Here is an 18,497-nt window from a genome sequence, read left to right on the forward strand (position 1 = left end):
CCGTCCCGTCACGAGACGACAAAGTGCCAGCTCCCCGTGCTCATCGCGGCCACGGCCGCGATCACCGCGATCGCGATGCCGATGACCAGCATCGCCGCCTCCGCGCGTCCGAAGTGCGACTCACGTGCCCATGTGCGCTGACGGTCTCCGCCGAATCCCTTCGCTTCCATCGCCGTGGCGAGCTTGCTTCCCCGACGCAGCGACAGCACGAGCAACGCGAACGACTGCGAGCCGAGGCGGCGCAGGGCACCGATCGGTCCTCCGCCATCGCCGATGCCGCGTGCCCGCCGTGCCCTGGCCAGCGCGCGCCAGTCGTCGATGAACAGGCCGACCAGACGCACCGCGGCCAGAGCGCCGAGCACGAACCGGGCAGGCAGGTGCACCAGCTGAGCGAGACCGTCGGCCAGCTCCGTTGGATCGCTGGTCGCGAAGAGGATGACGCCGGGGATGCCGATCGCAAGCACGCGCAGCGCGATCGCCCCCGCGAGGGACAACGATCCTTCCGTGACGGTGACCGGACCCAGACCCCAGAGCACGGCCCCCGAATCGGCGCCGTACAGCGCTGTGGCGACGGCCGCCGCGACGGCGGCGATCCACACGGGTGCGGTGCGCATCCAGAACTGCCGGGCGCCGACTCCTGCGAACGGCAGGAGGATGCCTTCCAGCACGAGCGCGACACCGGCAGAGACCCAGTCGATCGTGAGCACCAGGGTGAGGGAGATGACGAGGGCGGCCGCCAGCTTCGCCACGGGGTTCACGCGAGCGATCCGGCTTGACCGCAGCTCAGCGGTGAGGACGAGGCTCATCGCACCTCACCCGCGGCGTCGCGGATGGCGGACGTGCGAGCACCCGCTCCACTCGGCGTCAGCGTGAGGACGTCGTCCGCCAGCACCCGCACGAAGGCGTCGTCGTGCGTGACGGCGAGCACGGCGCTGCCCGCAGTGAGCAGCTCATCGAGCAGGGCTGCGAGTTCACGCCAGGTGCGGGCATCCTGCCCGAAGGTGGGCTCGTCGAGCACGAGCAGGTCGGGGCGCGTGGCGATCGCCGTCGCCACGGACAGCCGTCGCTTCTCGCCGCCGGAGAGCGTGAACGGGTTCGCTTCGGCGAGCCGCGCGAGCCGCAGTCGTGCGAGCAGGTCGTCGATGCGTCGCGTGATCTCGACACGCTCGACGCCCGCGGCCTGCGGTCCCACTGCGAGCTCGTCGCGCACTGTCGCGCGGACGAACTGGTGCTCCGGGTCCTGGAAGACGGTGCCGATTCGCGTGACCAGCTGTCGGGACCGCCACTTCGCTGGCTCCGGTCGCAGGCCGCGGCTCAGCGCCGGCAAAGCCTCTAGCACTCCCGCCACCGGTGGAATCAGGCCGGCGGCGGTGAGCGCCAGCGTCGACTTGCCTGCGCCGTTCGGCCCGACGACGGCGAGGGCTCGGCCCTCTGCGATCTCGAAGTCGATTCCGGATGCCGCCACCTGCGCCGCCCGCGTTCCGAACGGTGTGCGGCCGACCGCGAGGTCCCGACCGGCGAGGAGCCGTTCGCCCGAGACGGCGCGTGCCCGCGTGCGCTCAGGCCTGATGCCCGGCACCCACACGCCCGATGCGTCGAGCGTGGATGCCTCGCGACGCAGTACGTCGTCCGGCCGACCGTCCGCGAGGATGCCGCCGGCGGCATCCAGCACCACCACGCGGTGCACGAGGTCGGCCCACACCGAAACGCGATGCTCCACCACGACCAGGGTCGCGCCGGACTCCTCGGCAAGGTGCGCGACGGCATCCCGCACCTCGGCAACGCCCTGGGGATCGAGGTTGGCGGTCGGCTCATCGAGCAGCAGCAGCCCGGGGCGCATGGCGATCGCGCCGGCCAACGCGAGCCGTTGCTTCTGTCCGCCGGACAGCGTGGACGTCGACGCGTCCAGCGGAAGGTCGAGTCCCACCGCGTCCAGCGCCTCGCGCACCCGGGGCCAGATGCGCTCTCGCGGCACGGCCGCGTTCTCGCAGCCGAACGCGACATCGTCGCCGACCCGGGCCATCACGACCTGGGAGTCCGGATCCTGCAGAACGAGCCCGACGCGGTCCCGCGCGGCGGAGGGCGTCAGCCCGTCGACGGTCAGCTCGCCGACGGGCTCGCCTTCGTCGTCCCCGCCCAGGACGCCGGCGAGGGCGTGCAGGAGGGTCGACTTGCCCGCGCCGCTCGCACCGAGCAGCAGCACCCGTTCGCCCTCTGCTATCTCGAGGTCCAGGTCGCGGACCGCCCAGCGGGACCGGCCGGCGTGGCGCCAGCCCCATCCCCTGGCGCGCACGCGCGAGCCGCGTAGGGTCTCGTGCTGATCGGACATTCAGACGGCGCTTTCAGCCCGCCTGCTCTGCGTGGAGCCGTCAACGGCGTCGTCCGCCTCGCCCGCGGGATCCGCATCGTCGACGATCCGCGCGCGGCGACCTGCGGCGAATCTGTTCAGCGCTCCCGTCGCGGCCAGGCCGCGCACCACGACCCAGCCGAGGACGCCGGCGATGACGGCGCCGGAAAGAACGGCCGTGCCGAAGTACAGCCACTTCTGGGCGGCATCCAGCGCGGCCAGCGATGTGAATGTCGTGTCGAGGACACCGGTCGACGCTCCGGCCAGAGCGCCGGCGAAGACGGCACCGCCGATGTTCCAGACGCGATAGAGCAGGATCGCGAACGCGATCTCCGCACCCAAGCCCTCCACTGCGGCCCAGATGAAGTTCGTGAATCCCCACTCGTTGCCGATGAGCATCTCGACGACGCCCGCAACGATCTCCGTGAACAGCGCGGCACCGGGTTTGCGCACGATGAGACCGCCGATGACGCCCGCGAACAGCCAGCCGCCGGCAAGCAGACCGGCGGCGCCCGGCCCGAGGAATGTCAGTGCTGCTGACAAGGGAGTCCAGGCGAGTCCCCACGCCCAGAAGATGACGCCGGAGGCGACGCCGACGACGGCCGCGACGATGATGTCGACGACGCGCCAGCGGTAGATGCGCCGGGGGGATGCGGCGGGGATGGTGGCGTGCACGATTCGTGCCCTTTCGTTTGTGTGAAACGTGGGCACGGGTGGAAGCCCCGCACGTGCGAGGCGCCCCAGAGATGGCCTCCCTGCGCTGGCATGATCCAGATCAGGTTCGACGGTCGAAGGTTGGAGAACCTTCCTCTCAGCCCGGCTCACCGGACTCCCGTGTTCAACGCACGAGTATAGCCACCGGTATCCGGAGCGTCTTCACTACGGCCACGTCACTCCACCTCGTCACGATCCCTCTCGTCACGTGCGACGTGTCCAACGGGTGTCGACCGCCGTCACACGGTCGCGGATGCCGCCGGCACGGTGAGCGGGCCGCATCCGCGTAGTCTTGACCGCGGACGGGAGACGAGGAGGCGCCGATGTTCATCATGTGGGTGTTGCTCGTCGTCGCCCTCGCGTTCGTCGTCATGCTCCGCCTCATGGTGATGCGCATGCGCCGGTTCGAACGGATCGTCGCGGAACGACGTGCCGAGTTGGCACGCACCGCCGCGGCGCGGGCCGCCCGCGAGGCGGCGGCGCGACGTGCTCGCGAGCTCGAAGCCGCGGAGGGCGCAGGCGACTCGCCGAGCGTCTCCTGAACTTCCGGACGGTTCGGCAACGGCGACGACATCTCGGCAGCGATGCCCGCGGGATCAGCGGCGCGTACGTCGCACGACGGCGATCAGCGACGGGTGGGGCGCTTCGCGACCTTCAGCGAGGCGGGCGACGCACCGCGAACTCAGCGACGCTTCCGGCGCAGCGATCTGAAGACGAGCGCGATGCCCCTCGTCACGACCCATGCGCACGGGATGGCGACAGCCAGCAGGGCGATCGGGTTCGGCTCGAACCGCACCCCGGTCTTGTCCTTGATGTAGGCGCCGATCGGCACGCTTGCTCCGCCACCGCCCCCACCGGATCCGACGGCGGGTTCCTGTTCACCCTCGCCGCCGCCGAAGCCGAACCACGCCAGCGCCACCGGGATGACCGTGACGTCGTCCAGTGTCACCGGATCACCGTAGGCGGCTTTCACACCCGCGGTGGACGTGACGGAGTCGGCGAGCTTGAGCACGAAGTCAGCCATACGGCAACGCTACTCGCGACCTCGTCGGTCGAGAAGGATGCCGCGGAATCCGTTCGCGATCAATCGGGATCCGCGCTCGCATCGGACTCGTGGCCGATGCGGCCGGCCTCGCCTTCCTGAATGACCCGGGCATTCGCGGTGTCGCCCACCTTTCGCGGCCGCGTTCCGACCAGGGCCGCCGACGTGACCATTCCCGCGCCGAACCTCGCCGTCACGCGATCGACCGCGTTCTCCGCATCGCGCCACTCCTCGTCCGGATCCCAGAGCAGAGGGGCCCCGGATCCTGCCGGCAGCAGCTGCTCGCCGCGCACACCGAGGAGCCGGATGGCGTCACCCGGCTGCAGCACCGCATCAAGGAGGTCGACGGCCTCCTCGTAGATGCGCCGGCCGACATCACTCGGTTCACCGAGTGTTCTGGACCGGGAGATCGTGCGGAAGTCCGCGTAGCGCAGCTTCAGCGCGACCGTGCGCGCGGCGAGTCCGTGCGCGCGCAGCCTGGCCGCCACCTGAGCGGACAACCGCAGCAGCTCTCGGCGCAGCACCGCGGCATCCGTCACGTCGAGCTCGAAGGTCTGCTCGTGTCCGATGCTCTTCTCACGCGACACCGGTTCGACGCCGCGGGGATCGATTCCGTTGGCGAGCTGGTGCAGCTTCACGCCGGACGCGTCGCCCACCCAGCCGCGGAGCACGTCGAGCGGGGTGGCGGCGACGTCGCCCACCGTGCGCAGACCGTAGCGGTGCAGCGTCTCCTGGGTGGCGGGGCCGACGCCCCACAGCGCGCCGATCGGCAGGGGGTGCAGAAAGACGAGAGTGTCGGCGATGGGGACCACGAGCATCCCGTCGGGCTTCGCCTTGGTCGAGGCGAGCTTCGCCATGAACTTCGTGCCCGCGACGCCGACCGAACACGTGAGCCCGGTCTCCTCGAGCACTCGACGTCGGATACCGGCGGCGATCGTCGCGGGCGAGCCGAGGAGCCGCACCGCACCGGCCACATCGAGAAAGGCCTCGTCGATGCTCACCTGCTCCACGAGCGGCGTGACGTCCCCGAAGATGTCCACGACCTGCCTGGAATAGTGCGCGTACTTGTCGAAATGCGGTTCCAGGATGACCGCATCCGGGCACAGCCGCAGCGCCTGGCTCACCGGCATGGCACTGCGCACGCCCTTGCGTCGCGCCTCGTAGGTTGCGCTCGACACGACAGACCGGCCGGATGCGTGCCCGACGATCGCGGGCCGCCCACGCAGCTCTGGGCGGTCGAGCAGCTCGACGGAGGCATAGAACGCATCCATGTCCACGTGCAGCTTCGTGGCGCCCGTGTCGTCGACCGGACCGACGGTGACCTGCCTGTCTCGTCCGTCGCCGCGTCCCACGGTTCCAGTCTCGCACCGGCCGCCGACAGCCGGCCCGGTATCCGCCTGACCCGACGTGCGCCGGTGCTTCGGCGGCAGCGGCGACGCGGCGAGGATCCGCCAGATAACGTTGAACCCATGCAATTCAGATATCTGGGCAACAGCGGTCTCAAGATCTCGGAGATCATCTACGGCAACTGGCTCACCCACGGCTCGCAGGTCGAGAACGAGGTTGCGACCGCGTCCGTGCGCGCCGCTCTCGAGGCAGGCATCACCACGTTCGACACGGCAGACGCGTACGCCAACACGGCCGCCGAAAAGGTGCTCGGCGACGCGCTCAAGGACCAGCGCCGTGCGTCGCTCGAGATCTTCACGAAGGTCTACTGGCCGACCGGTCCGCGCGGCCACAACGACACCGGACTCAGCCGCAAGCACATCATGGAGTCGATCGACGGATCGCTCTCCCGTCTCGGCACCGACTACGTCGACCTGTACCAGGCGCACCGCTACGACCACGAGACGCCGCTCGAGGAGACGATGCAGGCGTTCGCGGATGTCGTGCGCGCCGGCAAGGCGCTCTACATCGGCGTGAGCGAGTGGAACGCGGAGCAGCTCCGCGCCGGCCACGCGCTCTCGAAGGAGCTCGGGTTCCAGCTCATCTCCAACCAGCCGCAGTACTCGATGCTGTGGCGCGTGATCGAGTCCGAGGTCGTCCCGGCATCTGAGGAGCTCGGCATCTCGCAGATCGTCTGGTCGCCTGTCGCGCAGGGCGTGCTCACCGGCAAGTACAAGCCCGGTGCTGAGCTGCCGGCCGGGAGCCGTGCCACGGACGAGAAGGGTGGCGCAGGCGCGATCAAGGACTTCCTGACCGACGATGTTCTCACCGCCGTGCAGAAGCTCCAGCCGATCGCCGACGAGGCGGGGCTCACTCTCGCGCAGCTCGCTGTCGCGTGGGTGCTGCAGAACCCGAACGTGGCGGGCGCCATCGTCGGGGCATCACGTCCCGAGCAGGTCGCATCCAACGCCGAGGCCGCTGGCGTGAAGCTCGACGCCGGAGCCCTCGCCCGGATCGACGAGGTGATCAGCCCGGTCGCGAAGACCGATCCGGCATTGACGAAGTCGCCTGCGACGCGCGTCGCGTAGCGCGCAGGTCGGCTCTCCCGCCGGTTGAGCTTGGGGCCACGGCCGCCGGTTCCGGCGCGTCGCACAAGCGACGTGACGGCCGTGCGCGCTGGGGAGCCAAGCTCAACCGGCGGTTCGGCGGCCTACACAAGGGCCGCGACGAGCGGCTCGAACCAGTCGCGGAACGCCCTGTGGTCGTCGCGCAGGCTCCAGCTGATCACGACGGTGTCCGGACCGACGACCCAGGCGCCCGGCTCCGCGAGCGGCAATGCTTCGATGTCGAGTCGAAAGGATCCGGCCTGTCTGCGCAGCTCGTGTTCGCGCTCCCGCACCACTTCGACGATGTCGGCCGAGTACTCGTCGTGGTGGCGCAGATCGTCGGCGAGGTATTCCGCGCGGCGCGCGTTCGACCAGGCCACGGCATCCGCGAACCGCTCGATCACGAGATCCTGCAGCTCCAGTTCACGGTCGAAGGCCGCGAAGTGCGGCGGAACGAACGACGTGCTCCATGACGCGACGGCGTTCATCCGCACCACGGCCCTGCGCCACCAACGGGTCCACTCCTCGCCGAGAGCCGACGTCCGCTCGTCGCCGAACGGGACATCCAGCGGGCTCCCACCTGTCGAGCCGGGGCGTTCGCGGTGCAGCGGTGCGATGGCGAGCATCCTGTCGGCAGCCGGCTGGTGCTGCACGGCGGGGACCACGGCCGGCAAGGGCGGATCGCCCACCCCGTCGAGTCCGGCGAGATCGCGCAAGCACAGTGCCATCAGCAGGTCCCACGGGCAGTCTTCCGTGACCCGCCACCGAAGGGTGCCCTCGATGAGCATGGCTCAAGCATAGAATCGGCGACCGACACCGGAGCCGGTGAATCGGTGGATCATCCACCGCGGGCGACCGGCCGGCTCAGCCCTCGACGCTCGCCCCGTCAACGTAGAGCCACGCCGTCTCTCCCGTGCCCAGCGTCACTGCCACTCGGGTGTAGTCGTCCACCTCATACTCATCGGCCGCGACGAGATCATCGTCGGTGAGCTCGAGCACGACTCCTTCGACGACGTCATCCGCGTTCCCCGTCGCACGCGCGAACGGATGCTCAGCGCTTCCGCTGATCGCGACGACGTGCGGGTCGGTGATGGTGACCGTGTCGAGCACGTAGCCGGGCAGGGATGCGGCGCGCATCGGCATCCGCTTTCCGAAGGTGGCCTCTTGCACGGGAACGAGCTGCAGCGTGCCGTACGAGAACAGCAGATGTCTCACGAATCGCTTCCTTCGGCGTCGTCGACGTCGGCGATCGGCGCCGTCATGAGCAGGTACTCGGGGATGTCGGCACGCGACACCGGCCCGGTGCCGTCCGCCCGGTACTGCGGATCGTCGAACGCGACGGTCCACACGCGCCCCGAGAGGGCTTCCACCTCGAAGGCGCCGTGTGCCAGCGTCGATGCGCTCGCGATGATGACGCCGGTCGGGTCGCCCACCCAGCCCTTGGGCCCCAGACGTTCGTCGTCGATCACGTGCACCTGCACGCCGACGCCGAATCTTTCGTCGAGGCTCCTCGGCTCGCCCTTGTCCCGTCGCCACCACACGACTGTCATTGTTCCACTCGCCGAGGGTCGCGAGGCACCTGCGTCGGCTGCCGAGGGCGAGCATGATGGAAGTCATGACACGGGTGGCGATCATCGGGGCGCACGGCAAGATCTCGCAGCAGCTCATGCGGGTGCTGTACGACCGGGGCGACGACTTCATCGGAATCGTGCGGAACGAGGATCACGCCGACGACGTGTACCGCTTCGGCGGCGAGGGCGTGCTGGTGGACATCGAGAAGGCGGAACCGGATGCCATCGCTCACGCCTACGAGGACGCCGACGCGATCGTGTTCTCGGCGGGCGCCGGCCCCGGATCCGGAGTGGCGCGCAAGCGCACCGTGGACTTCGAGGGATCCGTGAAGGCACAGCGTGCCGCGGAGCTCGCCGGGATCCGCCGGTTCGTGCAGGTCTCGGCGATGGGCGTGGACGATCCGGTCGCCGACGACGCCGACGAGTCGTGGAAGGCGTACGTCGTGGCCAAACGTGACGCGGATGCCGAGCTGCGCGCATCCGGACTCGACTGGACCATCCTGCGGCCGGGATCCCTCACGCTCGACGACGGCACGGGACTCGTGCAACTCGCCGAGCGGGTTCCGCGCGGAGCGATCCCCCGCGAGGATGTCGCCAGGGTGATCGCGGCAGTCCTGGCACGGCCCGCGACGATCCGCACCCAGTTCGAGCTGATCTCCGGCTCGACACCGATCGACGACGCGCTCACCGGCGTGGCGTCCGCTGAAAGCTGAACGGGCCGACATGACAGGAATGATCCCGCGGCACCCGCGGTTCTGGAACACGCACGACGAAGCGTTCCGCGAGCACGGACGCGCATCCGCCGCCGAAGCGGCAACGACGGCAGCAGACGCCGAGAAGGCACGGACCGCATCAGCAGACTCCGCTGCGGACGAGGCAGCCCGGCACACCGAACAGAGGACGACCCACATGTCATTCGCCGATTGGCTCCAGGTGCAGCAGCAGGCCCACGCCGCGTTCGGCGAGCGCCTCACCCTCATCGTGGACTGGAGCGCGCCGACGCCCGACGTCGACTGGGACGTCTCCGACCTGGTGCGCCACGTCATCGAGGAGCAGCAGTGGGTTCCGCTGCTTCTGGCGGGTCGCACGGTCGGCGAGGCGAGATCCCGCCTTCTGCCGCTCGGCGAGGATCTGGCCGCGGAATGGGAGCGGTACTCGGCGGCGGCGACACAGGCGTGGGCATCCGTCGACCCGGACGCGATCGTGAACCTGTCGTACGACAACGTTCCGGCGAGCGCGTACCTGCGGGAGCAGGCATCCGACGTGATCGTGCACACCTGGGATCTGTCCCGCGCAATCGGTGCAGACGAGGAGCTCGGAGCTCCGCTCGTCGAAGCGGCCTGGACGGTGTTCGCGCCGCAGAAGGACACGCTCCAGGCGAGTGGACTGTTCGCCTCGCCCGTTCCGGTGCCCGATGACGCACCCCTGCAATCGCGACTCCTCGCGCTCACCGGGCGCGACGACCGGGTTGCTGCCTAGGCTTGGGGCATGAGCATCGCGGGTGAGCGTCCCTGGCTGTCGAGCTACGCGGAGGGCGTTCCAGCCGACATCGATCCGCCCGCCGAGTCGCTTCCCCACCTCATCGAGGACTCCGCCTCCCAGTACGCGGATCATGTCGCGCTCGAGTTCTTCGGAGCGACGACCACCTACCGGCAGCTGAGCGACGCGATCGACCACGTCGCCGGCGGCCTCTCCGCACTCGGTGTGAAGGCGGGCGACCGGGTGGCGATCGTGCTGCCGAACTGCCCCCAGCACGTCATCGCGTTCTACGCCGCGCTGCGGCTGGGCGCTGTGATCGTGGAGCACAACCCGCTCTACACGCCGCGTGAGATGCGGCACCAGTTCGAAGATCACGGCGCCACGGTGGCCATCGCGTGGACCAAGGTTGTCGCCACTTTGCAGGACATGCCGGAGGACGTCGGGCTGCGGCACATCGTCGCCGTCGACATCGTGGATGCCATGCCTGCGCGTCTGCGCTTCGCCCTGAGCCTGCCGCTGAAGAAGGCACGCGCATCGCGTGCGCAGCTTCGGGCGAAGGTCACGGGAACCGTGGTTCGTTGGGACGCGTTGCTGAAGGCGGAGCCGATCGCAGCATCCGTTCCGCGTCCGGAGGTCGACGACCTCGCGCTCATCCAGTACACGAGCGGCACCACGGGCACGCCGAAGGGCGTCATGCTCTCGCACGGCAACCTCGCGGCGAACGCAGCACAGGCACGGGCATGGGTGCCTGCGGTGCCGCGCGGGACATCCGTGGTCTATGCGGTGCTGCCGTTGTTCCACGCATACGGGCTCACACTGTGCCTGACCTTCGCGATGAGCATGGGTGCCCGGCTGGTGCTCTTCCCGAACTTCGATCCCGACATGGTGCTGCAGGTGATGAAGAAGCGTGTGCCGACGTTCCTTCCCGCCGTGCCCCCGATCTACGAACGGCTGGTGAAGGCGGCGAAAGCCAAGGGCGTGTCGCTCGCCGGCATCGAGATCGCGATCTCCGGGGCGATGAGCCTGCCGCAGACCATCGTGGACATGTGGGAGAAGGAGTCGGGCGGCTTCCTGGTGGAGGGCTACGGCCTGACCGAGGCGTCTCCCGTGCTCATGGCGAACCCGGTCGGTTCCACACGCAAAGCCGGCACGGTCGGTCTTCCGCTCCCGAGCACCGAGCTTCGCGTCGTGGATCCCGACGACCCGGAGCATGTGCTCCCGCACGGCGAGGCAGGCGAGCTGCAGGCGCGCGGGCCGCAGATCTTCGGCGGATACTGGCGCAAGCCGGAGGAGACTGCCAAAGTGCTGGATCCCGACGGTTGGCTGCACACCGGCGACATCGTCGTCATGGACGACGAGGGATTCGTGCGCATCGTCGACCGCATCAAGGAGCTCATCATCACGGGCGGCTTCAACGTGGCCCCGACCGAGGTGGAGGACGAGCTGCGCGCGTACGACGGCATCGCCGACGTCTCCGTCGTCGGACTCCCGCACTCTCGCGGCGGCGAGGATGTCGTGGCCGCGGTCATCATGAAGCCGGGCGCGCCGTTCGACGAAGACGCGATCCGGGCCTTCGCACGCGCCACGATGACGCCGTACAAGGTGCCGCGCCGCGTGTTCGAGGTGGACGAGCTGCCGAGATCGATCGTTGGCAAGGTGCTGAGGCGCCAGGTCGTCGACCAGCTCGTGAAGCGCACGGAGCAGGTCTGAGCGCAGCCGCTCCTTCCGGCGTGGCCCGTAGCCTCGACCTCACCGGATGCGTCCAGCTGGGACGGGTCGGCGGCGCGCCGACGCGAGCGACAACGGGCTCCGTGCCAGCATCGGGGCGTGTCCATCACACTCGATCCGAAGGGTCGCAACCGCTCGCGACTGCGCATGTTCGCCATGATCGCGGTCGGCCTCGTCGCCGGCGTCATCGTCGCACTCACCGGATCCTGGTGGTACTCGCCCGTCGTCGGCTGGGCCGCGGCGTGCGCCACGTATATCTCCTGGGTGTGGCTCGCGATCGGACGCTTCGACGGTGCGGCGACGCGCGTGCACGCGACACGAGAGGACCCCGGCCGCGTGGTCAGCGAGCTCCTGATCGTGGCGATCTCGATCGCGAGCCTGGGCGCGGTGGCCATCCTGCTGGTGCACACCAGCCAGAGCCACGGAGTTCCTGCCGCGGCAGGTGCCATCACCGCGGTCGTCAGTGTCGCGCTGTCCTGGGTGCTGCTGCACACGCTCTACACGCTCCGCTACGCCCGCATTTACTACACGGAACCGGTCGGCGGCATCGACTTCAATGACGACGAGGATCCGCGCTACGTCGACTTCGCGTACCTGTCGTTCGACCTCGGCATGACCTTCCAGGTGTCAGACACCACCGTGCGCACCACGCAGCTGCGGTCGGTGATTCTGCGCCACACGCTGCTCTCCTACGTGTTCGGCACCGTCGTGCTCGCCGCGACCGTCAACCTGGTCGCGGGGCTTCGGCCGTAATCGCCCCGGTCGGTGATATCGGCACCGACCCGGTCGGCGAAGCCCGCGATGACCGGACGCAGCCGACCACGGAGCGGATGCCGTCATTCGTCGCACGCTGACCCGTCCGACCTAGGCTGGTGCGGTGAGCATCGAACCTCCGTTCCGGGCCGACATCGTCGGCAGCTTCCTCCGTCCCGATGCCGTGCACGAGGCACGCGCCGCGCATGCGCGCCACGAGCTCGACGACGCCAGGCTGGCATCCGTCGAGGATGCGGCGATCCTCGACGTCATCCGCAAACAGGAGACAGCCGGCCTCCGCGCCGTCACCGACGGTGAGTTCCGCCGTTCGTGGTGGCACTTCGACTTCTTCGGCATGCTCGACGGGGTCGACATCGTCGAGCAGGACCACGGCATCCAGTTCACCGGCGTGCAGACCTCGCATCGCGGCATCCGGGTGGACGGGCCGATCCGGTTCCCCGACCATCATCCGATGCTCGACCATTTCGCGTTCGTGCGGGAGAACACGACGGTGCTGCCCAAGATGTGCATCCCGGCGCCGACGGTGCTGCACTTCCGTCTCGAGAAGGGCGCCGTCGCCGATGGTCTCTACTCCGACCGCGACGCACTCTTCGCGGACCTCGCGCAGACGTACCGCGACGCCATTCGTGCGTTCTACGACGCCGGATGCCGCTACCTCCAGTTCGACGACACGGCCTGGGCCTACCTGTGCTCCGAGGTCGAGCTGCAGAAGGCCGCCGACCGCGGCATCACCATCGACCACCTCGCCGACGCCTACGCCGAGCTGCTGAACGAATCGCTGCACGACAAGCCGGACGACCTCGTCGTGACGACGCACGTGTGTCGTGGCAACTTCCGCTCCACGTGGATCTCCTCGGGCGGATACGAGCCGGTGGCGGAACCGCTGCTCGCCCGCACCGGCTACGACGGCTACTTCCTGGAGTACGACACGGACCGCGCCGGCGGATTCGAGCCGCTGCGCCACCTGCCCCACGGCGACAAGACCGTCGTGCTCGGACTCATCACCTCGAAGTCGGGAACTCTCGAAGATCCCGCGGATGTGACGGCGCGCATCCGCGAGGCAGCCGAGTTCGCCCCGCTCGAGCAGCTCGCGCTCAGCCCACAGTGCGGCTTCGCGTCCACCGAAGAGGGCAACGTGCTCACCGAGGATCAGCAGTGGGCGAAGGTGCGCTCGGCCGTGGACATCGCCGAACGCGTGTGGGGCTGACGGGCCCGAGTTCGACGCCGCGGCCAGCCGACCGAGTTCCCTGAGCCAGCGCAGGAGGTCGCAGAGCCGCCAGCCGCTTCGCCCCGCTCGTTCAGGGCCGCTTGACGATCGCGGACACCGTCGCCGGCACCCATTCCGTCGCGTCGGCATCCGTCAGTCGTCCGTTGCGGATCTCATCCGACGCGCCGTGCACGATCGCCAGGTAGCAGAAGGTCAGCCACTCCGCCGACTGATCCGCGCGAAACGCACCGGATGCCTGCCCCCGCTCTATCACGGCGCGCACCCTGCCGAGCGCGCGTTCCATCTGCACGCGCACCGCATCCTCGCCGAGCTCGTCGCGAGCCGTCCCCAGCACGGCATGGAATCGCGCAACGATGCGCCACGACGACCGGGTGAGCACATCGAGAGCCGCCGCGGGATCACCCCCGAGCGGGAGGGATTCCAGCGATGCGTCGGATTCCTCGACGGTCTGGGCGAACAACGCCGCGACGAGTGCCGGCCGTGACTCGAAATGTGCATAGAGGGTGACGCGTCCGACGCCGGCAGTCTGGGCGATCGCCGACATGGTCGCGTTCGGATCTGCCAGCAGGCACTGCATCGCGGCGTCGAGGATCCGTTCCCTGTTGCGCGCCGAGTCCGACCGTGTCGCTCGCTGCCGTGTCATGCCGTCCTCGCTCCTCGATCGATGCATCCCATCATGGCCTCTTGCTTTTCTTGTACACCAGTGTTTAGTTTAACCCATTATTCCGAACATATATGTACAGCTTAGGAGGAAATCATGTCGCACCCCCTCGCTGCGGATCGCACACCGACCGCGGCACCCTCCAGTTCTGTCCGCACCGGAAAGTCCAGGGCGGGTGCGCGTCGATGGTGGGCGCTCTCACTCATCTGCGTCGCTCAGTTCATGCTGATCCTGGACGTGACAGTCGTGAATGTGGCGCTGCCCACGATCGACAGCGGACTCGGGCTCGGACCTTCTCTCGGCTGGGTGATCGCGGCATATTCCCTGCCGTTCGGTCTGCTGCTCATCGTCGGCGGCATCCTCGCGGACCGCCTCGGCCTCCGCACCGCATTCGTGGCCGGCCTCGCACTCTTCACGATCGCTTCGCTCGGCGCGTCCGTCGCTGCGGATGCCGGCATGCTCATCGGCTCGCGGGTGACACAGGGCATCGGAGCGGCACTGCTCTCCCCGGCTGCCCTCGGACTCGTGCTCTCTCTGTTCCAGGGGCCAGTGCGGAACCGCGCGCTCGCGGTGTGGGCGGGCATCGGTGGCGCAGGATCCGCGATCGGTGCCGTTCTGGGAGGCGTTCTCATCCAGGCCGGCGGCTGGCGATCGGTCTTCCTGGTCAACGTCCCCGTCGGCATCGTGGTGGGGATCCTGATCCTCGTAGTCGTCAGGGCGTCCCTGCTGTCGAGGCGGGCCGGCGCAGGTGACGAGCACGGCCTTCACGAGGCGAAGGAAGCACTCACGACGGGCGAAAGGCTGAGCGCGACCTTCCGGACCCTTCGCTCCCGATCCGTCGGCAGCGGTGTGATCACCATGCTGCTGGCCAGCATGCTGCTGATCGGATCGTTCTTCACGCTCACGATCGCGCTGCAGGATGGGGTGGGATTCGGCGCGCTGTCGGCCGGCCTCGCCTTCGTTCCCGCCGCCGTCGCGGTGGCGGTGGGCGCTCAGGTCGGCGCGCACCTGCTTGGTCGGATGCCGGCTCGAGTCGTCGGCGCGGCAGGGTTCATCGTCGTCGTGATCGGCTTCACGATCGCCTGGCTCATTCCGCACAGCGTTCCGTCGATTGTCGTCGGCGTGGCCGTCGCCGCGCTCGGTCTGGGTCCCGCGCTTGTGACGGCCACCGCCACGGCCACCTCAGGCGTGTCGGCGGCCGACGCCGGCGCCGCATCCGGAGCCGTCAACACCGTGCACGAGGTGGGAGGCGGGATCGGGGTGCTTCTGGCATCCGTCCCCGCGCTCGTCGCCGTCAGCGCTAGCGGATCCGGAGCGGTCTTCGGACTCGCCGCGGGCGTCGCGTTCGTGGCCGGGGCCCTCGTCGCCGCGGTGCTCCCACACGGGCAGGTTCGGGCATCCGGTGGGTTCCATCACTGACGGGTTCAGGGCCGGCCGATCGGCGCTTCAGGCGCGCAGCGCCTCCAGACGGACGCGGGCGGCCTTCTCCCCCGCGGTCTGCGGGCCGAGCAGGGCGCCCGCTCCCCTGAGCACCAGGCCCGTGGCCGACACGACCGGGAGCGGGATCGGGCCGAGGCGTGGCATCCGCAGTCCGAGCAGATCGCGGAAGCGCGGCTCGAGAGACGCGACGGCACCGGCGAAGAGCACGGCGTACGAAGGGCGGAGGCTCCGGCGCACCGGAGCCCGCTTCACGAACCCGACGACCTCTCGGGTGCGGTCGTCGCAGCGCAGCTCACCCGCATCGGCGAAGGCGTGCAGCGCCGACTTCAGCTCTGCCCGCGAGCGCGGCGGGTTCGGCACGCCCATCAGGTCGCCGGCGATCGCCCACTGCTCCACGTAGGCGTCGGACCCACCGGGAATCCGGCCGCCCCAGGTCTCGTGGGCCGTCAAGAAGGCGTCGGTGAACGCCAGGTGCACCCAGGTGGAGAGGTGCGGATCGTTGGCCGCATAGCTCGCGGCACGTCCGTGCCCGTCGACGTAGTCGCCGACCACGTGCTCGTGCAGTCGCTTCACCCACGCCGACCCTGCCATCGCCTGCGTCGTGTCGCCGTAGCTGACCGTGAAGATCCAGCGGATGGTGCCGTTCAGCCGGCCGAGCGGATCCTCCCTGAACCGCGACCTGTCGTACACCCCGGCAAGCGCCCCGGGATGCAGTGCCTGCATGAGCAGTGCTCGGATGCCGGCAACGAGGGTCGGCATGCCGCCGTGCACGGCCCACACCGCCGAATCCGGACCGAAGAATCCGGGATCGGTTCCGGTCTCGAACTCGCGCACCCAGCCGGGAACCCCTGTCTGCTGGCCGCTCAGGGTCTCCTGAAGTCTGGCACGCAGCGGTTCCGTGAGGCGGGACACGAGGATGACGTCCCTATCCGCGTCGCGCCGTGATCGCCCGCACGGCCAGGGCGACGGCCCGCCATCCGATGAGGAACACGGCGAGCACGATCGCGGCGACGATCACGAACGACACGGCGATGCCCTGCCCGCTGACGACCCGCAGCAGCATGCCGACCACGAGCGTGGCAAGCCACACGATGACGCCGGTCGGCCAGAGCGCGAACGGGCGCCGCCAGGCGAGTGCGGCGAGCCATCCGACGATCGCTCCGACGGCGAACGGCCAGAAGGTGACGAGTGCTCCGCCGATGACGTTCTCGCCGTGGCTGCCGCGGCCGATCAGCACGAAGACGAGCACGAGCACGAGATCGAGCACGGCGGCGATGGCGATGCGGCCGCCGGTGGAGCGTGCGGAGGCTGTGGTGTTTCGAGCGGGGGCGGTCACGCCGTCAAGTCTAGGGAAGCCGGTCACGTCGGCGACCACAGTTGTTGCCATCGGTGCGTGCTCGTGCGGGCGCATCGAATGCCGACGCGCGTCGCGCATTCGCTGCGTCGGTCAGCCGATGCCCGACGGCTCGAGCACACCGACGAAGACGAGCTCGCGGATGCGCGGCAGCAGCTCCGACCCGAGCGCGGCGGCATCCACGTCGAGGAGGTCGGCGAGCGCGCCGATGATCACCCCGGCGGGAAGGTCACCGTCACACGCCCCCACGAAGCCGGCGAGGCCGGTGTCGATCGCGGTGCGACGTCCGAATCCGCTGCCCTGCACGAGAGCGATCACCGTCGGATCGTCGGCGCCCGGCCAGTAGTGGCGCTCCTCCGTGACATCGGATGCGGTGACCAGCGTCGCGAGACGGAGCTGCTCATCGCTGACGGATGCCAACCACTCGCCCATCCGCAGCCCGCGCGCCAGGTGGGCACCGAGGCCTCCCTCGGCGGTTCCGGACGATTCCACCGACTCGAAGCGACGAAGCGTGACGGCCTCGATCGGGCGGCGCAGCGTGACGTAGCCGAAGCCGACGTAGTGCACGTCGCGGGCTTCGAAGTCGTCGAGCCAGGCATCCGTGAGGCGTTCGAAGTCGGGCGTGCCGGCCCGAGTGCCGCCGTCGCGGATCCACGTCTCGGCGTACTGCGGAGCATCCTGCAGCTCGCGTTCCACGATCCAGGCGTCGAGGGCTCCTGGCTCGCCCTCGTCGCCGATCCATTCCCGCACGCGGTCGAACGCCTCGCCCTCGCCGTGGTACTCCCAGTTGCCGAGGAACTGGGCGACGCCGCCCGGACTCAGGTGCTCGCGCACACCGCGCATCACGGCCTCGACGATCTTGTCGCCGGTCAGGCCGCCGTCGCGATACTCGTACTCGGGTACGCCTGCGACGCGCGGGGTGATGACGAACGGCGGATTCGACACGATGCGGTCGAAGAGCTCGCCGGCGACCGGGTCGAAGAGGCTGCCCAGCCGGAACTCGATGTTGGCGAGTCCTGCGAGCAGCGCATTGAACTCTGCGAACCGCAGTGCACGCTCTGAGATGTCGGTCGCGATCACGCGGCCGGCGTAGCGCGCGGCATGCAGAGCCTGGATGCCGCATCCGGTCCCCAGATCGAGAGCGGATGCCACCGGCTCGCGGATCATGATCGCGCTCAGCGTGTTCGAGGCGCCGCCGACCCCGAGCACATGGTCCTCGCGCAGCGCCCGTCCCAGCGCGAGTTCGCCGAGATCGGAGGCGATCCACCAGGATCCGGATCCGCGCTCGTCCGCGAACGCGTACGGACGGAGGTCGATCAGCGGACGGGCGAACCCGGTCGCCGCCTCGAGATCGAGGAGACCGAGATCCGCAGCGCCCCCTGCGCCGAGCTCGGGAAGGGCTGCATCGAGCGCGTCGATGGTCACCGGCAGACCCAGCACGAAGAGTGTGCCGAGAACGGCGAGCGGGTCGCGGGTCGCCACGCCGGGAGCCGCAGCGCGCCTCGCGGCGACGCGCTGCCCGCGGAACAGTGCAGCCGCCGCGTCCTCGCCCCACAGTGCTTCGAGCGCAGGCACACTGAAATCAGCGGAGATGAGGTCGCTGCGCAGCCGTTCGATGAGTTCCGGATCGGTCTCGGGAGCGTCTGCCGGCATCCGGCCATTCTTCC

General features: G+C 69.3%; 20 protein-coding genes and 1 riboswitch. Of the genes, 8 read left to right on the plus strand and 12 right to left on the minus strand.

Annotated elements, in window-relative coordinates; all coding sequences use genetic code 11:
- Nucleotides 1-8: 8 nt before the first annotated feature.
- Genes ACX9R5_RS13520 through ACX9R5_RS13530 form a run of 3 tightly spaced genes read right to left on the minus strand, consistent with a single transcriptional unit; the run spans nucleotide 9 to nucleotide 3,022 of the window.
- Nucleotides 9-806, minus strand: coding sequence for an energy-coupling factor transporter transmembrane component T family protein (locus ACX9R5_RS13520; RefSeq protein WP_459409544.1), 798 nt, complete (start codon nucleotides 804-806; stop codon nucleotides 9-11).
- On the minus strand, nucleotides 803-2,329 hold the full coding sequence (locus ACX9R5_RS13525) for an ABC transporter ATP-binding protein (protein ID WP_459409545.1): 1,527 nt from the start codon (nucleotides 2,327-2,329) through the stop codon (nucleotides 803-805). Before ACX9R5_RS13525 ends, ACX9R5_RS13520 begins: the two co-directional genes overlap by 4 nt.
- Complete coding sequence (locus tag ACX9R5_RS13530; RefSeq protein ID WP_459409546.1) at nucleotides 2,330-3,022, minus strand: ECF transporter S component; 693 nt, start codon at nucleotides 3,020-3,022, stop codon at nucleotides 2,330-2,332.
- A 60-nt stretch (nucleotides 3,023-3,082) separates the two neighbouring features.
- A riboswitch (TPP riboswitch) is annotated at nucleotides 3,083-3,193 on the minus strand.
- Between the two features lie 191 nt (nucleotides 3,194-3,384).
- Between ACX9R5_RS13530 and ACX9R5_RS13535 the strand changes: the two genes are divergently transcribed.
- Nucleotides 3,385-3,603 carry a hypothetical protein gene (locus ACX9R5_RS13535; protein WP_459409547.1) on the plus strand — a complete coding sequence of 73 codons (219 nt, stop codon included), beginning with the start codon at nucleotides 3,385-3,387 and terminating at the stop codon, nucleotides 3,601-3,603.
- A 140-nt stretch (nucleotides 3,604-3,743) separates the two neighbouring features.
- Here ACX9R5_RS13535 and ACX9R5_RS13540 read toward each other — a convergent pair whose 3' ends face one another.
- Together ACX9R5_RS13540 and dinB are read right to left on the minus strand one after the other, a co-directional pair.
- On the minus strand, nucleotides 3,744-4,085 hold the full coding sequence (locus ACX9R5_RS13540; protein WP_459409548.1) for a hypothetical protein: 342 nt from the start codon (nucleotides 4,083-4,085) through the stop codon (nucleotides 3,744-3,746).
- A 59-nt stretch (nucleotides 4,086-4,144) separates the two neighbouring features.
- Nucleotides 4,145-5,455, minus strand: a complete 1,311-nt coding sequence (gene dinB / locus ACX9R5_RS13545) for a DNA polymerase IV (protein ID WP_459409549.1) — start codon at nucleotides 5,453-5,455, stop codon at nucleotides 4,145-4,147.
- 117 nt (nucleotides 5,456-5,572) lie between these two features.
- Between dinB and ACX9R5_RS13550 the strand changes: the two genes are divergently transcribed.
- On the plus strand, nucleotides 5,573-6,577 hold the full coding sequence (locus ACX9R5_RS13550) for an aldo/keto reductase family protein (protein ID WP_459409550.1): 1,005 nt from the start codon (nucleotides 5,573-5,575) through the stop codon (nucleotides 6,575-6,577).
- 122 nt (nucleotides 6,578-6,699) lie between these two features.
- Here ACX9R5_RS13550 and ACX9R5_RS13555 read toward each other — a convergent pair whose 3' ends face one another.
- The 3 genes from ACX9R5_RS13555 to ACX9R5_RS13565 form a co-directional block, all read right to left on the minus strand.
- Nucleotides 6,700-7,383, minus strand: a complete 684-nt coding sequence (locus ACX9R5_RS13555; protein ID WP_459409551.1) for a hypothetical protein — start codon at nucleotides 7,381-7,383, stop codon at nucleotides 6,700-6,702.
- A 76-nt stretch (nucleotides 7,384-7,459) separates the two neighbouring features.
- Nucleotides 7,460-7,810 (minus strand): gamma-glutamylcyclotransferase family protein, encoded by a 351-nt coding sequence (locus tag ACX9R5_RS13560; RefSeq protein WP_459409552.1) that lies wholly within the window; start codon nucleotides 7,808-7,810, stop codon nucleotides 7,460-7,462.
- A complete protein-coding gene (locus ACX9R5_RS13565) occupies nucleotides 7,807-8,145 on the minus strand; it encodes a hypothetical protein (protein ID WP_459409553.1) in 339 nt (112 codons plus the stop codon). The genes ACX9R5_RS13560 and ACX9R5_RS13565 overlap by 4 nt, the downstream gene beginning before the upstream one ends.
- A 65-nt stretch (nucleotides 8,146-8,210) precedes the next feature.
- Here ACX9R5_RS13565 and ACX9R5_RS13570 point away from each other — a divergent pair, with 65 nt between their 5' ends.
- From ACX9R5_RS13570 to ACX9R5_RS13590, 5 genes are all read left to right on the plus strand, one after another.
- On the plus strand, nucleotides 8,211-8,879 hold the full coding sequence (locus ACX9R5_RS13570; RefSeq protein ID WP_459409554.1) for an SDR family oxidoreductase: 669 nt from the start codon (nucleotides 8,211-8,213) through the stop codon (nucleotides 8,877-8,879).
- Between the two features lie 10 nt (nucleotides 8,880-8,889).
- Nucleotides 8,890-9,645, plus strand: a complete 756-nt coding sequence (locus tag ACX9R5_RS13575) for a TIGR03086 family metal-binding protein (RefSeq protein WP_459409555.1) — start codon at nucleotides 8,890-8,892, stop codon at nucleotides 9,643-9,645.
- A 9-nt stretch (nucleotides 9,646-9,654) separates the two neighbouring features.
- Nucleotides 9,655-11,355 (plus strand): long-chain-fatty-acid--CoA ligase, encoded by a 1,701-nt coding sequence (locus ACX9R5_RS13580; protein WP_459409556.1) that lies wholly within the window; start codon nucleotides 9,655-9,657, stop codon nucleotides 11,353-11,355.
- A 117-nt stretch (nucleotides 11,356-11,472) separates the two neighbouring features.
- Entirely contained in the window at nucleotides 11,473-12,126 is a 654-nt protein-coding gene (locus tag ACX9R5_RS13585; RefSeq protein WP_459409557.1) for a DUF1345 domain-containing protein, read from the plus strand.
- A 124-nt stretch (nucleotides 12,127-12,250) separates the two neighbouring features.
- On the plus strand, nucleotides 12,251-13,354 hold the full coding sequence (locus tag ACX9R5_RS13590; RefSeq protein WP_459409558.1) for a 5-methyltetrahydropteroyltriglutamate--homocysteine S-methyltransferase: 1,104 nt from the start codon (nucleotides 12,251-12,253) through the stop codon (nucleotides 13,352-13,354).
- Between the two features lie 91 nt (nucleotides 13,355-13,445).
- Here the strand turns inward: ACX9R5_RS13590 and ACX9R5_RS13595 are convergent, their stop codons facing one another.
- Nucleotides 13,446-14,018, minus strand: coding sequence for a TetR/AcrR family transcriptional regulator (locus tag ACX9R5_RS13595; protein WP_459409559.1), 573 nt, complete (start codon nucleotides 14,016-14,018; stop codon nucleotides 13,446-13,448).
- Nucleotides 14,019-14,132: 114 nt separating this feature from the next.
- Here ACX9R5_RS13595 and ACX9R5_RS13600 point away from each other — a divergent pair, with 114 nt between their 5' ends.
- A complete protein-coding gene (locus ACX9R5_RS13600; protein WP_459409560.1) occupies nucleotides 14,133-15,455 on the plus strand; it encodes an MFS transporter in 1,323 nt (440 codons plus the stop codon).
- Nucleotides 15,456-15,482: 27 nt separating this feature from the next.
- Here the strand turns inward: ACX9R5_RS13600 and ACX9R5_RS13605 are convergent, their stop codons facing one another.
- The 3 genes from ACX9R5_RS13605 to ACX9R5_RS13615 all read right to left on the minus strand — a co-directional run bounded on the left by ACX9R5_RS13605 (nucleotide 15,483) and on the right by ACX9R5_RS13615 (nucleotide 18,483).
- Complete coding sequence (locus tag ACX9R5_RS13605; protein WP_459409561.1) at nucleotides 15,483-16,388, minus strand: oxygenase MpaB family protein; 906 nt, start codon at nucleotides 16,386-16,388, stop codon at nucleotides 15,483-15,485.
- A 13-nt stretch (nucleotides 16,389-16,401) separates the two neighbouring features.
- The gene (locus ACX9R5_RS13610) at nucleotides 16,402-16,812 is read right to left on the minus strand and encodes a DUF3054 domain-containing protein (protein ID WP_459409562.1); all 411 of its coding nucleotides are present in this window, start codon (nucleotides 16,810-16,812) and stop codon (nucleotides 16,402-16,404) included.
- 111 nt (nucleotides 16,813-16,923) lie between these two features.
- Entirely contained in the window at nucleotides 16,924-18,483 is a 1,560-nt protein-coding gene (locus ACX9R5_RS13615; RefSeq protein ID WP_459409563.1) for a DUF7059 domain-containing protein, read from the minus strand.
- Nucleotides 18,484-18,497 lie beyond the last annotated feature (14 nt).

The sequence above is a fragment of the Rathayibacter sp. CAU 1779 genome, from assembly GCF_054551755.1.